This is a genomic window from Streptomyces sp. NPDC001135, assembly GCF_053598395.1.
This window is the reverse complement of the sequence record NZ_JBSFKD010000058.1, coordinates 17,352-36,670: the sequence shown is the minus strand read 5'-3', so window position 1 is coordinate 36,670 and position 19,319 is coordinate 17,352. Positions and strand designations below refer to the sequence as shown.

The following is a 19,319-nucleotide window of genomic DNA, read 5'->3' as shown; positions in this document are numbered from 1 at the left end:
AGTTGGCGCGCACGACGGGCACCAGCCTGTTCATGGTGATCCAGGCCGGCCTGGCCACCCTGCTGCACCGCCTCGGCGCCGGCGACGACATCCCCCTGGGGTCTCCCGTCGCGGGCCGCACGGACGAGGCGCTGGACGACCTCGTCGGGTTCTTCGTCAACACCCTGGTCCTGCGCACCGACCTGTCCGGTGATCCGACGTTCCGGGAACTGCTGGAGCGGGTGCGGGAGACGGACCTGGCGGCCTACGCCCACCAGGACGTCCCCTTCGAACGACTGGTCGAGGCGCTGAGCCCGGAGCGGTCCATGGCCCGCCACCCTCTCTTCCAGGTCAGCTTCCAGCTCCAGAACACCCCGGCACCCCGCCTCACCCTTCCGGGTGTCGAGGTGAACCACCAGCCCGTTCGTCTCGACACGGCCAAGTTCGACCTGTCCTTCAACCTCACCGAGACCGGCACGGACTCCGGTCTGGACGGGAGTGTGGAGTTCGCCGTCGATCTGTTCGACCGGGTGTCGGTGGAGACACTGGCCGCACGGCTGGTCACGGTGCTGGAAACGATCGCGGCCGACCCGTCGACGCACGTGGGAACCGTCGACATCCTGTCCGCGGACGAACGGTCACGACTGCTGGGCCCCTGGGCAGGCACGACCCACGAACTGACACCCGTCACCTTCGCGGGCCTGTTCGAGACCGCGGCAGACCGCAACCCCCACGCACCAGCCCTGATCAACGGCGACCTCACCGTCACCTACGGCGAGCTGGAAGCCCGGGCCAACCGACTGGCGCACTGGCTGCACGACCGGGGCGTGGGAACCGAGGACGTGGTGGCCCTCGTACTGCCACGCTCGGTCGACATCGTGGTAGCACAGCTGGCGGTGGTGAAGGCAGGCGCGGCATACCTGCCGATCGACCCCGACTACCCGCAAGAACGCATCGACTACATGCTCCACGACGCCCACCCGGCCCTGATCCTGCGCGAACTCCCCGCGCTGGGCGAGGAGGCGGACGGCTCACGGCTCGACGTACCCGTGCTGCCCGGTCACCCGGCGTATGTCATCTACACGTCCGGCTCGACGGGCCGCCCCAAGGGTGTCGTCGTCACGCATGCGGGTCTGGCGAGCTTCGCAGCCGCGGAACTGGAACGGTTCGCCGTCACCACGGACGCACGCGTCCTGCAGTTCGCCTCCCCCAGCTTCGACGCCTCGGTACTGGAACTGGTCATGGCCTTCGCGGCGGGTGCGGCGCTGGTCGTACCGCCCGCCGGTCCGCTGGCCGGTGAGGTGCTGGCTGAGGTGCTGCTCTCGGAACGGGTGTCGCACGCGCTGATCCCGCCGGCGGCGCTGGCCAGTGTCCCGGACGGAGAGTTCCCCCACTTCACCTCCCTCATCGTCGGCGGCGACGCCACCAGCGCCGAACTCGTCGACCGCTGGTCCCCCGGACGACGCATGACCAACGCCTACGGACCCACCGAGGCCACCGTCGCCGCAACGATGTCCACACCACTCCACCCAGGCACCGGCGTCCCCACGATCGGCACCCCGATCCACAACACCCGCGTCTACGTCCTCGACGGCCGCCTACGCCCCGTCGCACCAGGCGTCGCCGGCGAGCTGTACATCGCCGGCACCGGCCTGGCCCGCGGCTACCTGGGCCGCCCCGCACTCACCGCCGAACGGTTCGTCGCCGACCCCCACGGCCCCACCGGCACCCGCATGTACCGCACCGGCGACATCGTGCGCTGGAACCGCGACGGACAACTCGAATACCTGGGCCGCTCCGACGACCAGGTCAAGGTCCGCGGCTTCCGCATCGAACTCGGCGAGATCGAGACCGTCCTCTCCACACACGAGAGCGTCGCACACCAGGCCGTCATCGTCCGCGAGGACCAGCCCGGCCTGAAACGCCTGGTCGCCTACACCGTCCCCACCACCGGACACACCATCGACACGGACACCCTGCGCGACCACATCGCCTCCACCCTGCCCGACTACATGGTCCCGACGGCCTTCGTCCAGCTCGACGCACTCCCCCTCACCGTCAACGGCAAACTCGACCGCAAGGCCCTGCCGATGCCGGAGTACATGAGCGCGGGCGGCGGGAAGCAGCCCAGCACCCCCGAGGAAGAGGCTCTGTGCCGGATCTTCCGGGAGTTGCTCGGGGTGGAGTCGGTGTCGGTGGACGACGGCTTCTTCGAGCTGGGCGGCGACAGCATCGTGTCGATCCAGCTGGTCAGCCGTGCACGCCGGGCCGGCCTGGTCTTCTCGGCCCGCGAGGTGTTCCAGCACCGCACCCCCGCGGCACTGGCAGCGGTCGCGGTACCGGTTTCAGCGGCCGTGACCGAGGACCCCACGGCGGGCCTGGGTACGGTACCCGAGACGCCGATCGTGGGCTGGCTGCGGGAGCTGCGGGCACCCATCGCCGGCTTCCAGCAGGCCATGGTGGTCCGCACACCGGCGGGTGCGACGTTCGAGCGGCTGTCCACAGCCGTGCAGGCAGTCCTGGACCGGCACGACGTCCTGCGGTCCCGCCTGGTACGCGGTGACGACACCTGGCAGCTGGAGGTGACAGAACCCGGCACCATACCGGCCACCTCCGTCCTGTCCCGGGCCGCGGACGACGACATGACCGCCCAGGCCCGCTCCGCCCAGGCCCGGCTGGACCCCGACAACGGGGTGATGATCCAGGCCGTCTGGCTCCAGAACACGAACCAGCTCCTGGTAATGGCGCACCACCTGGTCGTGGACGGCGTGTCCTGGCGCATCCTCCTGCCGGACCTGGCACGCGCCTACGACGGCCTCGACCTGGAACCCGTGGGCACGTCCTTCCGCCGCTGGGCCAGGGAACTGACCGCTCTGGCCGGTGAACGCGCCGGCGAACTCGACCTGTGGAAGACCCAACTCACCCACGACCAGGAGCCCTTGGGCGCACGCCCCCTGAACCGGGCCGTGGACACGGCCGACACCGTGCGCCACCTGACGGCCACCCTGCCCCCCGAGGTGACCGGCGCACTGCTGACCCGAGTCGCGTCCCGACTGCGAGCCGGCGTGAACGACATACTGCTCGCCGCGTTCGCACGGGCCGTCGCCGACTGGCGCGGCACCTCCTCACGCGAAGTACTCATAGAACTCGAAGGCCACGGCCGCGAAGCCGTGGTGGACCGTGTGGATCTCTCCCGCACGGTGGGCTGGTTCACCAGCATGTTCCCGGTCCGCCTGGACGCCGGTCCCGCCGACGGCGACCCGGTCAGCGTGCTGAAGGGAGTCAAGGAACACCTGCGCAGCCTGCCGGACAACGGCATCGGCTACGGCCTCCTGCGCCACCTCAACACCGACACGGCCCCCGAACTCGCCGCACTCCCCACCCCCCAACTCGGCTTCAACTACCTCGGCCGCTTCGACGCCACCACGGATGACACCGGCGCCGACTGGTCCCTCCGTGCCGACGCCGACCTCGGTGACGGCCGTGACCCCGGCATGCCGCTGACCCACGTCCTCGACCTGAACGCGGTCACTCAGGACCACCCTGACGGACCCCGCCTCCTCGCGGACTGGTCCTGGCCGGCGGCGCTGTTCGGCGAGGACGAGGTGCGCGAGCTGGCCCAGGGCTGGTTCCGGGCACTGCGCGCACTGGTGGAATCCACCGACAGCGACGACACCAGTGCTCTGACCCCGTCGGACGTACGCCCCCTGGTGAGCGTCACCCAGGAACAGATCGACACCCTGGAAACGGAGTACGGCCGACTCCAGGACCTCCTGCCGCTCTCCCCGCTGCAGCAGGGCCTGTTCTTCCACGCCGTCTACGACGAGCAGGGCGAGGACGTCTACACCGTCCAACTCGCCCTCGACATCGAGGGGCCGCTGCGGTCGGACGCCCTGCGGGCCGCCGCCGGGGCCGTGGTGGACCGGCACGGTGCGCTGCGCGCCGCCTTCCGCGGTGACGGGTTCGACAGCCCGCTCCAGATCGTCCCGGAGCGTGTCGAGGTGCCCTGGGAGGAGATCGACCTGTCCGGCCTCGCGGAGACCGAGCGGGACGAGGCCCTGCGCCAGTGGACCGCCGAGGACCGCACCCGGCGCTTCGACCCGGCACGGCCCCCGCTGCTGCGGTTCACCCTCGTCAGGACGGGCGAGAACCGGCACCGGCTGGTGCTGACCAACCACCACATCCTGCTCGACGGCTGGTCCATGCCCATCCTCGTCAAGGAGCTGCTGACGCTGTACGGCCGCTCCGAAGACGCCTCGGCGCTGCCCCGTGTGTCGCCTGCCCGGGACTATCTGGCCTGGGTCGCCGGACAGGACCGTACCGCCGCCGAGGAGGCCTGGCGGCAGGTCCTCGACGGGCTCGACGAACCCACCCTGGTCGCCCCGGCCGGCCGCGACGCGGGCCCCGTGGTGCCCGCACGGGTCACCGTGGACCTGCCCGCCGATCTGACCGGCCGGCTCACCGGGCTCACCCGGCGGGGCGGGATCACCCTGAACAGCGTCCTGCAGGCCACCTGGGCGTTGCTCGTCGGGCAGCTCACGGGCCGCGACGACGTGGTGTTCGGCGGCACCGTCTCCGGACGGCCGCCCCAGGTGCCGGGCATCGAGTCGATGGTCGGACTGTTCATCAACACCCTGCCGGTGCGCGTCCGTCTGGACCCGTCCGAGTCGTTCGGTGCCCTGCTGGAGCGTCTTCAGGCGCAGCAGGCGGACCTCATGGACCACCAGTACCTGGGGCTGACCGAGGTGCGGCAGGCGGCCGGCTTCGGCGACCTCTTCGACACGCTCGTCGTCGTGGAGAACTACCCCTTGGACGCCGACGTCCTGGAGGTCGGCGGCGGCCTGCGCGTCACCGGCGTCGAGGGCCATGACGCCACGCACTATCCGCTGATCCTCACCGCCGTACCCGGCGAACGCCTGCACCTGCGGCTGGACTTCCGCCCCGACGCGTTCACGCCCGAGGCCGCCGGCGCGCTGCTGGACCGGCTGGTGCGGGTCCTGGGGAGCGCCCCCGAGCACCACGGGACGCCCGTGGGCCGCATCCCGCTGCTCGAGGAGGCCGAGCAGCGGCGGCTGCTGACCGGCCTCGACGGCACCGGCTCCGACGACACCGGCTTCGACGGCATCGACGTCGACGGCATCCGCGACGAGCCCGCCGACCCGGTGGTCACACGGCTCTTCGCCGGTCTCGTCGCCTGGTCCCCGGGCGCGGAGGCCGTCACCGGCGTGGCGGGCAGCCTCTCGTACGGCGAACTGGACGCCCGCGCCAACCGCCTCGCACACCGTCTGATCGCCGCGGGCGTCGGCGCGGAGGACCGGGTGGCGCTGCTCATGGAGCGCTCGCCCGACCTCGTGACGGCGGTGCTCGCCGTCCTCAAGGCGGGCGGTGCGTACGTGCCGCTCGACCCGCGCTTCCCCGAGTCGCGGATGCGGCACATCCTCGCCGAGACCGGCGCCCGCGTCCTGGTCGCCGACACGGCCGGGGCCGCCGCGCCGTTCGCCGGCGGGGTCACGGTGCTGGAGGCCGGCCCGGCGCTCGCCGAGGGTCCCGCCGAGGACCCCGGCGTCGAGGTTCGCCCGGACCAGCTGGCCTACGTCATGTTCACCTCCGGGTCCACCGGTGTCCCCAAGGGCGTCGGCGTCACCCACCGCGACATCGTGGCGCTCGCCTACGACCAGCGCTTCGAGTACGGGCACTCCCGGGTGCTGCTGCACTCGCCGACCGCGTTCGACGCGTCCACCTACGAGCTGTGGGTTCCGCTGCTCACCGGCGGAACGGTCGTCGTGGCCCCGGCGGGCGACCTCGACGCCGTACGGCTGCGTGAGACCGTCGCCCGTCACGGTGTCACCGCGCTGTGGCTGACCGCGGGCCTGTTCCGGCTGATCGCCGAGGACGGTCCGGGCTGCCTGGCCCGGGTGCAGCAGGTGTGGACCGGCGGCGACGTCGTCCCGGCCGCCGCGGTCCGCCGGGTCCTGGAGGCCTGCCCCGGTGTGGTCGTCGTCGACGGCTACGGTCCCACCGAGACCACCACGTTCGCCACCACCCACCGCGTGGACTCCGCGGCCGCGGTCCCGGACAGCGTGCCCATCGGCCGTCCCCTCGACGGCATGCGGGTGTACGCCCTCGACACGGCCCTGCGGCCGGTGCCGGCCGGTGTCGCCGGCGAGCTGTACATCGCGGGCGCCGGTCTGGCACGGGGTTACCTGGGCCGTCCGGGTCTGACCGCCGAGCGGTTCGTGGCCGACCCCCACGGTCCGGCCGGTACGCGGATGTACCGCACCGGTGACGTGGTGCGCTGGAACCGCGACGGACAGCTGGAGTACCTGGGCCGCTCCGACGACCAGGTCAAGGTCCGCGGCTTCCGCATCGAACTCGGCGAGATCGAGGCGGTACTGGCACGGCACGAGGCGGTGGGACAGGTGGCCGTGGTGGTCCGCGAGGACCGACCGGGCGACCAGCGGATCGTCGCCTACGTCGTCCCGGCCGCCGACGCCCGTCCGTCCGCGGAGACGCTGCGCGAACAGGCGGCGGCACGGCTGCCCGGCTACATGGTGCCGTCCGCGTTCGTCACCCTCCCGACGCTGCCGCTGACCGGCAACGGCAAGGTGGACCGGCGCGCCCTGCCCGCACCCGACGTCACGTCGGCGGCCGGCGCCGGACGGGCCCCGCGCACCCCGCAGGAGGACATCCTGGCCGGGCTGTTCGGGGAGATCCTCGGCCTGCCCGCGGTCGGGGTCGACGACAGTTTCTTCGACCTGGGCGGCCACTCGCTGCTCGCCACCCGGCTGGTGAGCCGCATCCGCACGGTGTTCGGCGTCGAACTCGCCGTCCGTGCCCTGTTCGAGGCGCCGACCGTGGCCACCCTGGCCGGGCGCGTCACCGGCGCCGACCGGGGCCGCGCCGCCCTGACGGCACGGCAGCGGCCCGCGGAGATCCCGCTGTCGCCCGCCCAGCGCCGGCTGTGGTTCCTCAACCGCTTCGAGGAGCGCACCGGCGGCTACAACCTGCCGCTGGCGCTCCGGCTCACCGGCGAGCTGGACCCGGCCGTCCTGCGGGACGCGCTCGGGGACGTCGTCGCCCGGCACGAGAGCCTGCGCACCGTCTTCCCCGACGCCGACGGACGCCCCTGCCAGAAGATCCTGTCCGCACGGGCCGCCGTACCCGCGCTGCCCGTCACGGACGTCACCGACGACACCCTGCACGCCGCGCTCGCCGAGGAGGCGGCCGAGGACTTCGACCTCACCCGCCAGACCCCGCTGCGCGCCCGTCTGTTCCGTGTCTCCCCGACCGAGCACGTCCTGCTGGTGGTGCTGCACCACATCGCGGGCGACGGCTGGTCGCTGGCCCCGTTCGCCCGTGACCTGGGCGTCGCCCACGACGCGCGGCGCGCGGGCCGGGCCCCCGACTGGCAGCCGCTGGAGGTGCAGTACGCCGACTACACGCTCTGGCAGCGTGACGTCCTCGGCGACGAGAGCGACCCGGACAGTCCGCTGGCCCGGCAGATCGACCACTGGCGCCGCAGCCTCGCCGGGCTGCCCGAGGAACTGACGCTGCCCACCGACCGGCCCCGGCCCGCCACGGCCAGCCACCGTGGTGCGAGCGTCCCGCTGCGCATCCCCGCCGACGTCCACGCCCGCGTCGTGGCCGTGGCCCGCGCCCACCGGTCGAGTGTCTTCATGGTGGTGCAGGCCGCCCTCGCCGCCCTGCTGCACCGCCTCGGCGCCGGCGAGGACATCCCCCTCGGCAGCGTCGTCGCGGGCCGCACCGACGAGGCCCTCGACCCGCTGGTCGGGTTCTTCGTCAACACCCTGGTGCTGCGCACCGACCTGTCCGGCGACCCCACCTTCGGTGAACTGCTGGAGCGGGTGCGGGAGACCGACCTCGCGGCCTACTCGCACCAGGACGTGCCCTTCGAACGGCTCGTGGAGGTGCTCAACCCGGCCCGCTCGCTGGCCCGGCACCCCCTGTTCCAGGTGATGCTGGCCTTCCAGAACAACGCCGAGGCCACCCTCGACCTGGACGGACTGCGGGCCGAGCCCCTCGCGCTGACCCTCTCCGCCGCCAAGTTCGACCTGCTGTTCTCCCTGCAGGAGACGTTCACGGCCGACGGCGGCCCGGCCGGTCTCGAGGGCGTCGTCGAGTACGCCGCCGACCTGTTCGACCCTGCCACCGTGGAGACCGTCGGGGACCGGCTGGCCCGGCTGCTCGCCGTCGTCACCACCGACCCCGGCGTGTCCGTCGGCTCCGTCGACGTCCTCACCGGCGAGGAGCGCGCCCGCGTCCTCACCGCGTGGAACGACACCCACCGCGAGGTCGCCGACACCACCGTGCCCGAGCTGTTCCAGGCCCAGGCCGCCCGCACACCCGACAGCCCGGCGGTCCGGCACGACGGCGTCGAGCTGACCTACGGCGAACTCAACGCGCGCGCCAACCGGCTCGCCCGGCTGCTGATCGCCCAGGGCGCCGGCCCCGAACGGTTCGTCGCCCTGGCCGTTCCGCGCTCGACGGAGATGATCGTCGCGCTGCTCGCCGTACTGAAGTCCGGCGCCGCCTATCTGCCCGTCGACCCCGGATACCCGGCGGACCGGATCGCCTACATGCTCGACGACGCGGCTCCGGCCCTGGTCGTGACGACCGGCGACGTGGCATCGGCGCTGCCCGCGGCCACCGCTCCCGTCCTGCTGCTCGACGACCCGGCCCTGCGCGAACGGCTCGGCACGGCACCCGACACGGACCCCACCGACGCCGACCGCGCACTGCCGCTGGACCCGCGTCACCCGGCGTACGTCATCTACACCTCCGGCTCCACCGGCCGCCCCAAGGGCGTCGTCGTCGCCCACCGCAACGTCGTCGACTTCGCGGCCTGGGCCGCCGCCGACATCGGACCCGAGCGGCTCTCCGACGTGCTCGCCTCGACCTCGCTCAACTTCGACGTCTCCGTCTTCGAGATGTTCGGCCCGCTGCTCAGCGGCGGCCGGATCGAGATCGTCCGCGACGTGCTCGCCCTGCTGGAAGCCGAACCGCGCCGGTACAGCCTGATCAGCGCGGTGCCCTCGGCCCTCGCACACACCGTGGCGCAGGACGGCGCCCCCCGGTTCGGCGCCGACCTGGTCGTCCTCGCCGGCGAGGGGCTGTCCGCGCACACCGCGAACGCCATCCGGGCCGCCGTGCCCGGCTGCGCCCTCGCCAACATCTACGGGCCCACGGAGGCCACCGTCTACGCCACCGCCTGGTACGGCGCGCGGGACGACCGCCCCACCGACCGCACGCCGCCCATCGGACGGCCCCGGCACAACACCCGCGCCCTCGTCCTGGACGGCGGGCTGCGGCCGGTGCCGCCGGGTGTCGCCGGTGAGCTGTACCTCGCGGGCGCCGGCCTGGCCCGCGGCTATCTGGGCCGTCCGGGTCTGACCGCCGAGCGGTTCGTGGCCGACCCCCACGGTCCGGCCGGTACGCGGATGTACCGCACCGGTGACGTGGTGCGCTGGAACCCTGACGGACAGCTGGAGTACCTGGGCCGCTCCGACGACCAGGTCAAGGTCCGCGGCTTCCGCATCGAACTCGGCGAGATCGAGGCGGTACTGGCACGGCACGAGGCGGTGGGACAGGTGGCCGTGGTGGTCCGCGAGGACCGACCGGGCGACCAGCGGATCGTCGCCTACGTCGTCCCGGCCGCCGGCGCCGCCCCGGACCCGGCCGAGACGGCCGCGCACGCCGCCGCGGCCCTGCCCGAGTACATGGTCCCGTCCACCGTCGTCGTCCTGGACGCGCTGCCGCTCAACCCGAACGGCAAGCTCGACCGGCGCGCCCTGCCCGCCCCGGACTACGGCGCCAGCGGCGGCACCGGACGCGCCCCGCGCACTCCCGCGGAGAAGACGCTGGCCGCGTTGTTCGCCGAGGTCCTCGGCGTGGAGCGGGTCTCCGTCGACGACAGCTTCTTCGACCTGGGCGGCCACTCGCTGCTCGCCACCCGCGTGGTCAGCCGTGTCCGTACCGCGTTCGGCACGGAACTGCCCGTCCGTGTCCTGTTCGAGGCCCCGACCGTGGCCGCCCTCACCGAGCGCCTCACCGAGGGGAGCCGCGCCCGTACGGCCCTGACGGCCCGCGTCCGCCCGGAATCGGTGCCGCTGTCGCCCGCCCAGCGCCGGCTGTGGTTCCTCAACCGGTTCGAGGAGCGCACCGGCACCTACAACCTGCCGCTGGCCGTCCGCCTGACCGGGGCCCTCGACCCGGCCGCGCTGGAGGCGGCGCTCGGGGACGTCGTCGCCCGGCACGAGAGCCTGCGCACGGTCTTCCCCGACGCCGACGGACGCCCCTACCAGAACGTGCTGCCCGTTCAGGCGGCGCGCCCCACCCTGCACACGGCCGCGCTCGACGCGGCCGCGCTGGCCGCGGCAGCCGCCCGCGACTTCGATCTGGCCACCGAAGTCCCGCTGCGCGCCCACCTGTTCACCGAGACACCCGACCGGCACGTGCTGCTGCTGGTCCTGCACCACATCGCGGGCGACGGCTGGTCCATGGCCCCCCTCGCCCGTGACCTGGGCGCCGCCTACCGCGCCCGGTGCGCCGGCCACGCCCCCGACTGGCAGCCACTGCCGGTGCAGTACGCCGACTACACACTCTGGCAGCGCGAGGTCCTCGGCGACGAGGACGACCCGGCCGGCGAACTCGCCCGCCAGGTCGCGTACTGGCGGCACACCCTGGACGGGCTCCCCGAAGAGCTGACCCTTCCCGTCGACCGGCCCCGCCCGCCCCAGATGAGCTTCCGTGGCGACACCGTGCCGCTGGAGATACCCGCCGACACGCACCGGCGGCTCGCCGGCCTGGCCCGGGACCGGCAGGCCAGCGTCTTCATGGTGGTGCAGGCCGCCCTCGCCGCCCTGCTGCACCGCCTCGGCGCCGGCGACGACATCCCCGTCGGCTCGCCCATCGCGGGCCGCACCGACGAGGCGCTGGACGACCTGGTCGGGTTCTTCGTCAACACCCTGGTGCTGCGCACCGACGTCTCCGGCGACCCCACCTTCGCCGAACTCGTCGACCGCGTACGGGAGACGGACCTGGCCGCCTACGCCCACCAGGACGTCCCCTTCGAACGACTCGTGGAACTCCTCAACCCCGAACGCTCCCTCGCCCGGCACCCCCTGTTCCAGGTGATGCTGTCGCTGCAGAACAACGCCGACGCCGCCCTCGACCTGGACGGTCTGCGCGTCGAGGCCCACCCGGTCACCGTCGACGGAGCCAAGTTCGACCTGTCGTTGCAGCTCGTCGAGCGGTTCACCGCCGACGGCACCCCCGACGGGCTCGGCGGCCGGGTCGAGTACGCCACCGACCTGTTCGACCGGGTCACCGTCGAGAACCTCGCCGGCCGCCTGGCCCGCCTCACGGCCGAGCTGGCCGCCGCCCCCGACCGTGCCCTGTCCGATGTCGACGTTCTCACCCCCGACGAGCGCCGTCGCACGCTCGTCACCTGGAACCGCACGGAACGCGCGGTACCGGCCGACACGCTGCCCGCCCTCTTCGCACGGCAGGCCGCGCGCACACCGGACGCCACCGCTCTGGTGGCCGACGGCACCCGGCTGACCTTCGCCGAACTGGACGCGCGGGCCAACCGGCTGGCCCGGCTGCTGATCGGCCGGGGGATCGGCCCCGAGCGGTACGTGGCCGTCGCCCTGCCCCGCACCGCCGACCTCGTCGTGGCGTTCCTCGCCGTCGCGAAGGCGGGCGCCGGCTATGTGCCGGTCGACCCGTCCCAGCCGGCCGGGCGCACCGCCCAGCTGCTGCAGGACGTCGACGCCGACGCCGTACTCACCACCTCGGCCACCCGCGAGACACTCCCCGTCGGCCGGGGCGCGCAGCGCGTCGAACTCGACGCCCCGGGGGTCACCACCGCCCTGGACACCCTCCCGGACGGTCCGGTCGACGACACCGCACGGACGACCCCGCTGCGGCCCGACCACCCGGCCTACGTCATCCACACCTCCGGATCGACCGGCCGGCCCAAGGGCGTCGTCGTCGCCCACCGGAGCCTGACGAACCTGTTCCACCACCACTTCGACGTGCTGTACGCCGCCGAAACGGCGCACGCGGGCCGTCCCCTGCGAGCCGCGCTCACCGCGGCCGTCTCCTTCGACGCCTCGCTCGACCCGCTGCTGTGGCTGGTGGCCGGGCACGAACTCCACCTCGTCGACGACGACACCCGCCGGGACCCCGACGCGCTGATCGCCTACGTGCGCGAGCACGGCGTCGACTTCATGGAGCTCACCCCGTCGTACGCGGAGCAGCTCCTCGAAGCGGGCCTCGTCCGTGACCCGCAGGCCCGCCCGCGCATCCTCGCCCTGGGCGGCGAGGCCGTCGGCACCACCCTGTGGAGGGAGCTGGCCGACACCCCGGACGTCACCGGATACAACCTGTACGGGCCCACCGAGACCACGGTCGACGCGCTGACCACCCGTACGACGGACACCCCGCTCCCGCTCATCGGCCGTCCGGTCACCAACGCCCGCGTCTACGTCCTCGACGGCCGTCTGCGACCCGTCGCGCCGGGCGTCGCCGGTGAGCTGTACCTCGCGGGCGCCGGTCTGGCACGGGGTTACCTGGGCCGTCCGGGTCTGACCGCCGAGCGGTTCGTGGCCGACCCCCACGGTCCGGCCGGTACCCGCATGTACCGCACGGGTGACGTGGTGCGCTGGAACCGCGACGGACAACTGGAGTACCTGGGCCGCTCCGACGACCAGGTCAAGGTCCGCGGCTTCCGCATCGAACTCGGCGAGATCGAGACCGTGCTGTCCCGCTACGAGGACACCGCCCGAAGTGCCGTGGTCGTCCGCGAGGACCAGCCCGGCCTGAAGCGCCTGGTCGCCTATGTCGTGACCCGCGGTGGCGCACTCGACGTGGCCGCGATGCGTGCCCATGTCGCGTCCGCGCTGCCCGACTACATGGTGCCGGCGGCCTTCGTCCAGCTCGACGAACTGCCCTTGACCGGCAACGGCAAGCTCGACCGCAGGGCCCTGCCCGCGCCGGTGGTCTCCGGCACCGGCACCGGTCGCGCACCGAGCACCGAGCGCGAGGAGATCCTGTGCCGGATCTTCCGTGAGTTGCTCGGGGTGGAGTCGGTGTCGGTGGACGACGGCTTCTTCGAGCTGGGCGGCGACAGCATCGTGTCGATCCAGCTGGTCAGCCGTGCACGCCGGGCCGGGCTGGTCTTCTCGGCCCGCGAGGTGTTCCAGCACCGCACCCCCGCGGCACTGGCAGCGGTCGCGGTACCGGTTTCAGCGGCCGTGACCGAGGACCCCACGGCGGGCCTGGGTACGGTACCCGAGACGCCGATCGTGGGCTGGCTGCGGGAGCTGCGGGCACCCATCGCCGGCTTCCAGCAGGCCATGGTGGTCCGCACACCCGCCAACGCCACGTTCGAGCGGCTGTCCGCAGCCGTGCAGGCAGTCCTGGACCGGCACGACGTCCTGCGGTCCCGCCTGGTACGCGGTGACGACACCTGGCAGCTCGAGATCGCCGAGCCGGGCAGCGTGCCCGCTGCCACCGTCCTGTCCCGGTCCGCGGACGACGACATGACCGCCCAGGCCCGCTCCGCCCAGGCCCGGCTGGACCCCGACAACGGGGTGATGATCCAGGCCGTCTGGTTCCAGGACACCAACCAGCTCCTCGTGATGGCACACCACCTGGTCGTGGACGGCGTGTCCTGGCGCGTCCTCCTGCCGGACCTGGCACGCGCCTACGACGGCCTCGACCTGGAACCCGTGGGCACGTCCTTCCGCCGCTGGGCCAGGGAACTGACCGCTCTGGCCGGTGAACGCGCCGGTGAACTCGACCTGTGGAAGACCCAACTCACCCACCACCAGGAACCCTTGGGCACACGCCCCCTCAACCGGGCCGTGGACACGGCCGACACCGTGCGCCACCTGACGGCCACCCTGCCCCCGGACGTGACCGGCGCACTGCTGACCCGAGTCGCGTCCCGACTGCGAGCCGGCGTGAACGACATACTGCTCACCGCGTTCGCACGAGCCGTCGCCGACTGGCGCGGCACCTCCTCACGCGAAGTACTCATAGAACTCGAAGGCCACGGCCGCGAAGCCGTGGTGGACCGTGTGGATCTCTCCCGCACGGTGGGCTGGTTCACCAGCATGTTCCCGGTCCGCCTGGACGCCGGTCCCGCCGACGGCGACCCGGTCAGCGCGCTGAAGGGAGTCAAGGAACACCTGCGCAGCCTGCCGGACAACGGCATCGGCTACGGCCTCCTGCGCCACCTCAACACCGACACGGCCCCCGAACTCGCCGCACTCCCCACCCCCCAACTCGGCTTCAACTACCTCGGCCGCTTCGAGACGGCCGACGGTGAGGTCGCCGACTGGTCGCTGTGCCCGGAGGCGGATCTCGGTGACGGCCGTGACCCCGGCATGCCGTTGAGCCACGTCCTGGACCTGAACGCGGCGACGCTCGACGGTCCGGACGGCCCCAGGCTGACCGCGGACTGGTCCTGGCCGGCGGCGCTGTTCGGCGAGGACGAGGTGCGTGAGCTGGCCCAGGGCTGGTTCCGGGCACTGCGCGCACTGGTGGAATCCACCGACAGCGACGACACCAGTGCTCTGACCCCGTCGGACGTGCGCCCCCTGGTGAGCGTCACCCAGGAACAGATCGACACCCTGGAAACGGAGTACGGCCGGCTCCACGACCTCCTCCCGCTCTCCCCACTGCAGCAGGGCCTGTTCTTCCACGCCGTCTACGACGAGCAGGGCGAGGACGTCTACACCGTCCAACTCGCCCTCGACATCGAGGGATCCGTCGACCGGGCGGCCCTGCGCGGCGCGCTGCGCACCCTGCTCGACCGGCACCCGAACCTGCGCGCCGGATTCCGGCACGAGGGTGCCGACACTCCGCTCCAGATCGTCCCGGAGCGTGTCGAGGTGCCCTGGGAGGAGATCGACCTGTCCGGCCTCGCGGAGACCGAGCGGGACGAGGCCCTGCGCCGCTGGACCGCCGAGGACCGCACCCGGCGCTTCGACCCGGCACGGCCCCCGCTGCTGCGGTTCACCCTCGTCAGGACGGGCGAGGACCGGCACCGGCTCCTGGTGAGCCACCACCACCTGCTGCTCGACGGCTGGTCCATGCCCGTCCTGCTCGGTGAGCTGTTCACCCTGTACGGCACGGGCGGTGACGGTTCCTCGCTGGGCCGTGTCACCCCGTACCGCGACTATCTGGCCTGGGTCGCCGGACAGGACCGTACCGCCGCCGAGGAGGCCTGGCGGCAGGTCCTCGACGGGCTCGACGAACCCACGCTGCTCGCCCCGCCGGACCCGTCCCGGGCCCCGGTGGCGGCGGTGCGGACCCGCGTGGAGCTGCCGGAGACCGAGACCGCGGCCCTGGCCCGCTGGGCGCGGGAACGCGGGGTGACCGTCAACACCGTCGTGCAGGCGGTGTGGGCCATGGCGATCGGGCAGCTCACGGGCCGCGACGACGTGGTGTTCGGCGCCACCGTCTCCGGACGGCCGCCCCAGGTGCCGGGCGTGGAGTCGATGGTCGGACTGTTCATCAACACCCTGCCGGTGCGCGTCCGCGTCGACGCGGGCGAGCCGTTCGGCGCCCTGCTGGACCGGCTCCAGACGCAGCAGGCGGGCCTGATGGACCACCAGTTCCTGCCGCTCGCGGACATCCAGCGCGGGACCGGGCTGAGCGAACTGTTCGACACCCTGGTCGTCTTCGAGAACTACCCGCTGGACGCGGACGGGCTGCGCAGCCAGGCCGGCGGACTGGGCATCGTCGGCGGTGACAACCACGAGAGCACGCACTATCCGCTCAGCCTGACCGTCGCCCTCGGCCGCTCCCTCGGACTCGACCTGGCCCACCGGCCGGACCTGATCGACCAGGAGCGCGTCGACGCTCTCGCCGCGTGCCTGCTGCGGCTGCTCGGCGAGGTGGCCGGGCAGGCGGACACCCCGGTCGGCCGGATGCGGCTGCTGGCGGCGGACGACGAGCGGCGGGTGCTCGAGACCTGGGGCGGCGAGGTGCTCGCCGGGAACGGAACGGAGCCGCTGCTCGCCAGGTTCGCGCGCCGTGTCGCCGCGACTCCCGGCGCGCCGGCCGTGATCAGCGGCGACGCCCGGCTGACGTACGCCGAACTGGACGACCGTTCCAACCGGCTGGCCGCGCTGCTGGCCGAGCGCGGGGCGGGCCCCGAGCGGCTCGTCGCCGTGGCCCTGCCCCGGTCGGTGGAGCTGGTGGTCGCCCTGCTCGGTGTGCTGAAGTCGGGCGCGGGCTACATCCCGCTCGACCCGGAGCACCCGGCCGAACGGCTCGGTCACGTGCTCGCCGACGCCCGCCCGTCGCTGCTCATCGCCACGTCGGCGACCGCCGGCGCCGTCCCCGACTCGGGCACCCCCCTGCTGCTGCTCGACGACCCGGACACCGCGGCGGCACCGGACGCCCGTCCGGCCGCTCCGGCCGCCGACGGCCGTACCCCGGCGTACGCCATCTACACCTCGGGCTCCACCGGGCGTCCCAAGGGCGTCGTGATCCCCAGGGCGGCACTGGACAACTTCCTCGCCGACATGGGCGAACGCGTCCCGATGGACGGCACCGACCGGCTGATCGCCGTCACCACGGTGTCCTTCGACATCGCCGCGCTGGAGCTGTACCTGCCGTTGCTCGCCGGTGCCTGCGTGGTCGTGGCGAGCCGGGAGGAGGTCCTGGACCCGGACGCCCTCGGCACGCTGATCACCCGGCACGGCGGGACCGTCCTGCAGGCCACCCCCTCGCTGTGGCAGACCCTGGTCGACCAGGTGCCGCACGCCCTGCCGGGGCTGCGCATGCTGATCGGCGGCGAGGCGGTGCCGGGTCCGCTGGCCGCGGCCATGGCCACGGCCGGCGAGCGGGTGACCAATGTGTACGGGCCGACGGAGACCACCATCTGGTCCACCACGGCCGAACTGGACGGCACCGACACGGCACCGCCCATCGGCAGGCCCATCCGCAACACCCGCGCCTACGTGCTCGACGGCGCCCTGCGTCCCGTCGGGCCCGGCGTGCCCGGCGAGCTGTACCTGGGCGGCGCCGGTCTGGCCCGCGGCTACCTGGGCCGCCCCGGACTGACCGCGGAACGTTTCGTCGCCGATCCCTACGGTCTGCCCGGCGCGCGCATGTACCGCACCGGTGACCTGGTCCGCTGGAGCGCCGACGGCGACCTCGAGTACCTGGGCCGCACCGACTTCCAGGTGAAGGTGCGCGGCTTCCGGATCGAACTCGGCGAGATCGAGGCCGTGGTGGCCCGGCACGAGCACGTCGCCCGCGTGGCCGTGGTCGTCCGCGAGGACCGGCCCGGCAGCAGGCTCCTGGCCGCCTACGTGGTGCCCGACGGCACCGCCCCGGACCCCGCCGAGCTGCGCGCCCTCGTGGCGGCCGAACTGCCCGACTACATGGTCCCGGCCGCGTTCGTCACCCTGGAGGCGCTGCCGCTCAACACCAACGGCAAGCTCGACCGCAAGGCGCTGCCCGCACCGGACTTCGCGGACCGGCCGGCCGGCCGTGCCCCGCGAGGACCGCGCGAGGAACTCCTCGCCGGGCTGTTCGCCGAAGTGCTGGGGCTGCCCCGGGTCGGCGCCGAGGACAGCTTCTTCGCCCTGGGCGGCGACAGCATCGGCTCCGTCCGGCTGGTGGGCCGGGCCCGGCTCGCCGGGCTGACCCTGACCCCGCGCGACGTCTTCCGGCACAAGACCGTCGAGGCCCTGGCCGCGGCCCTGCCCGAGCAGACCGGCGAGGACCTCCTCGCCCCCGACCCCGAGGGCGCGGACCCCGCCGTCGGCGCCCTGCCGGCGACACCGATCATCCACTGGCTGCGGGAACTGGGCGGCCGGATCGACGGGTTCAACCAGTCGGTCATGGCCCCGGTCCCCGGCGGCCTCACCGAGGGCACCCTCGCCGCGGTGCTCCAGGCCGTACTGGACCACCACGACATGCTCCGTGCCCGGCTGGTGCGCACGCCCGCCCGGTGGAGCCTGCACGTGCCGCCCAGGGGTGCCGTGCCCGCGGCCGGACTGATCCACCGGGTCGACGTCACCGGACTGAACGAGGAGGAGCTCTCGGCGGCCGTCGACACCCAGGGCCGCGCGGCACAGGACCGGCTCGACCCGGACGCCGGGGTGATGGTCCAGGCCGTCTGGTTCGACGCGGGCCCGGACACGCTCGGCAGACTGCTCCTGATCGTCCACCACCTGGTGGTCGACGGGGTGTCCTGGCGCATCCTGACTCCCGACCTGATGGCCGCCTACGAGGCCCTCGCCACCGGGCGGCAACCGGAACTCGAACCGGTGTGGACGTCCTTCCGGGCCTGGGCCCGCGGCCTGGCCGCGGCGGCGACCGCACCAGGGCGCGCCGCCGAACTGCCCGTGTGGACGGGGATGCTGGCCGGTCACAGCGAGGATCCGCTCGGTGCGCGGGCCCTCGACCCCGCCCGCGACACCGCCGCCACGGCCCGCCGGCTGGCCCGCACCCTGCCCGCCGAGGTGACCGGGCCGCTGCTGACCACGGTTCCCGCCGCGCTGGGCACCGGCGTCAACGAGGTGCTGCTGACCGCGTTCGCGGTCGCCGTGACCGAATGGGACCGGGGCCGGGGCCGGCGGCGCACCGACGGCGTGCTGCTCGACCTGGAGGGCCACGGCCGTGAGGAACTCCTCGCGGACGTCCTGCCGGACGCGGACGTCAGCCGTACGGTCGGCTGGTTCACCAGCCTGTTCCCGGTCCGTCTGGACCCCGGTACCGACGGCGACCCGGCCGGCGCCGTCGACGGCACAGCCTGGGTCGGCCGCGCGCTGGCCCGGGTGGCCGGACAGCTGGCCCAACTGCCCGACAACGGCGCCGGGTACGGGCTGCTGCGCCACCTCAACGCACAGACCGCGCCCGTCCTCGCGGCACTGCCCAAGCCCCAGATCGGTTTCAACTACCTCGGCCGGTTCGGTGCCGGGGACGGCGACGACAACGGCGACGGGGGCCTCGGCGGCAGCGACGAGGCGATGCCCGCCGCGCACGCCCTGGAGCTGAACGCCCTCACCCAGGACCGCCCCGACGGGCCCCGCCTGGTGGCCTCGTGGAGCTGGCCCGACGGGCTGTTCACCGAGGACGAGGTCGCCGCCCTCGCCGACGGCTGGTTCCGCGCACTGCGCGCCGTGGCCGCCCACGCCGCGAGCCCGGCGGCCCGGCCCGTCGAGCCGGCCGTACCGCCCACCGCGCCGGGCGGCGCCGGGCGGGGACCGGCCGACCCGCTCCTGGACCTCGACCAGGACGAGATCGACGCGTTCGAAGAAGACTTCGATTTCTGAGTGGAGACAAGCGAA

1 protein-coding gene is annotated in these 19,319 nt (G+C 73.4%); it reads left to right on the top strand.

Going from position 1 to position 19,319, the window contains the following annotated elements:
* Window positions 1-19,304: non-ribosomal peptide synthase/polyketide synthase (locus ACWC94_RS40670; protein ID WP_450802614.1), on the top strand; the 19,304-nt coding region annotated here is incomplete at its 5' end.
* Between the last annotated feature and the right edge of the window lie 15 nt (window positions 19,305-19,319).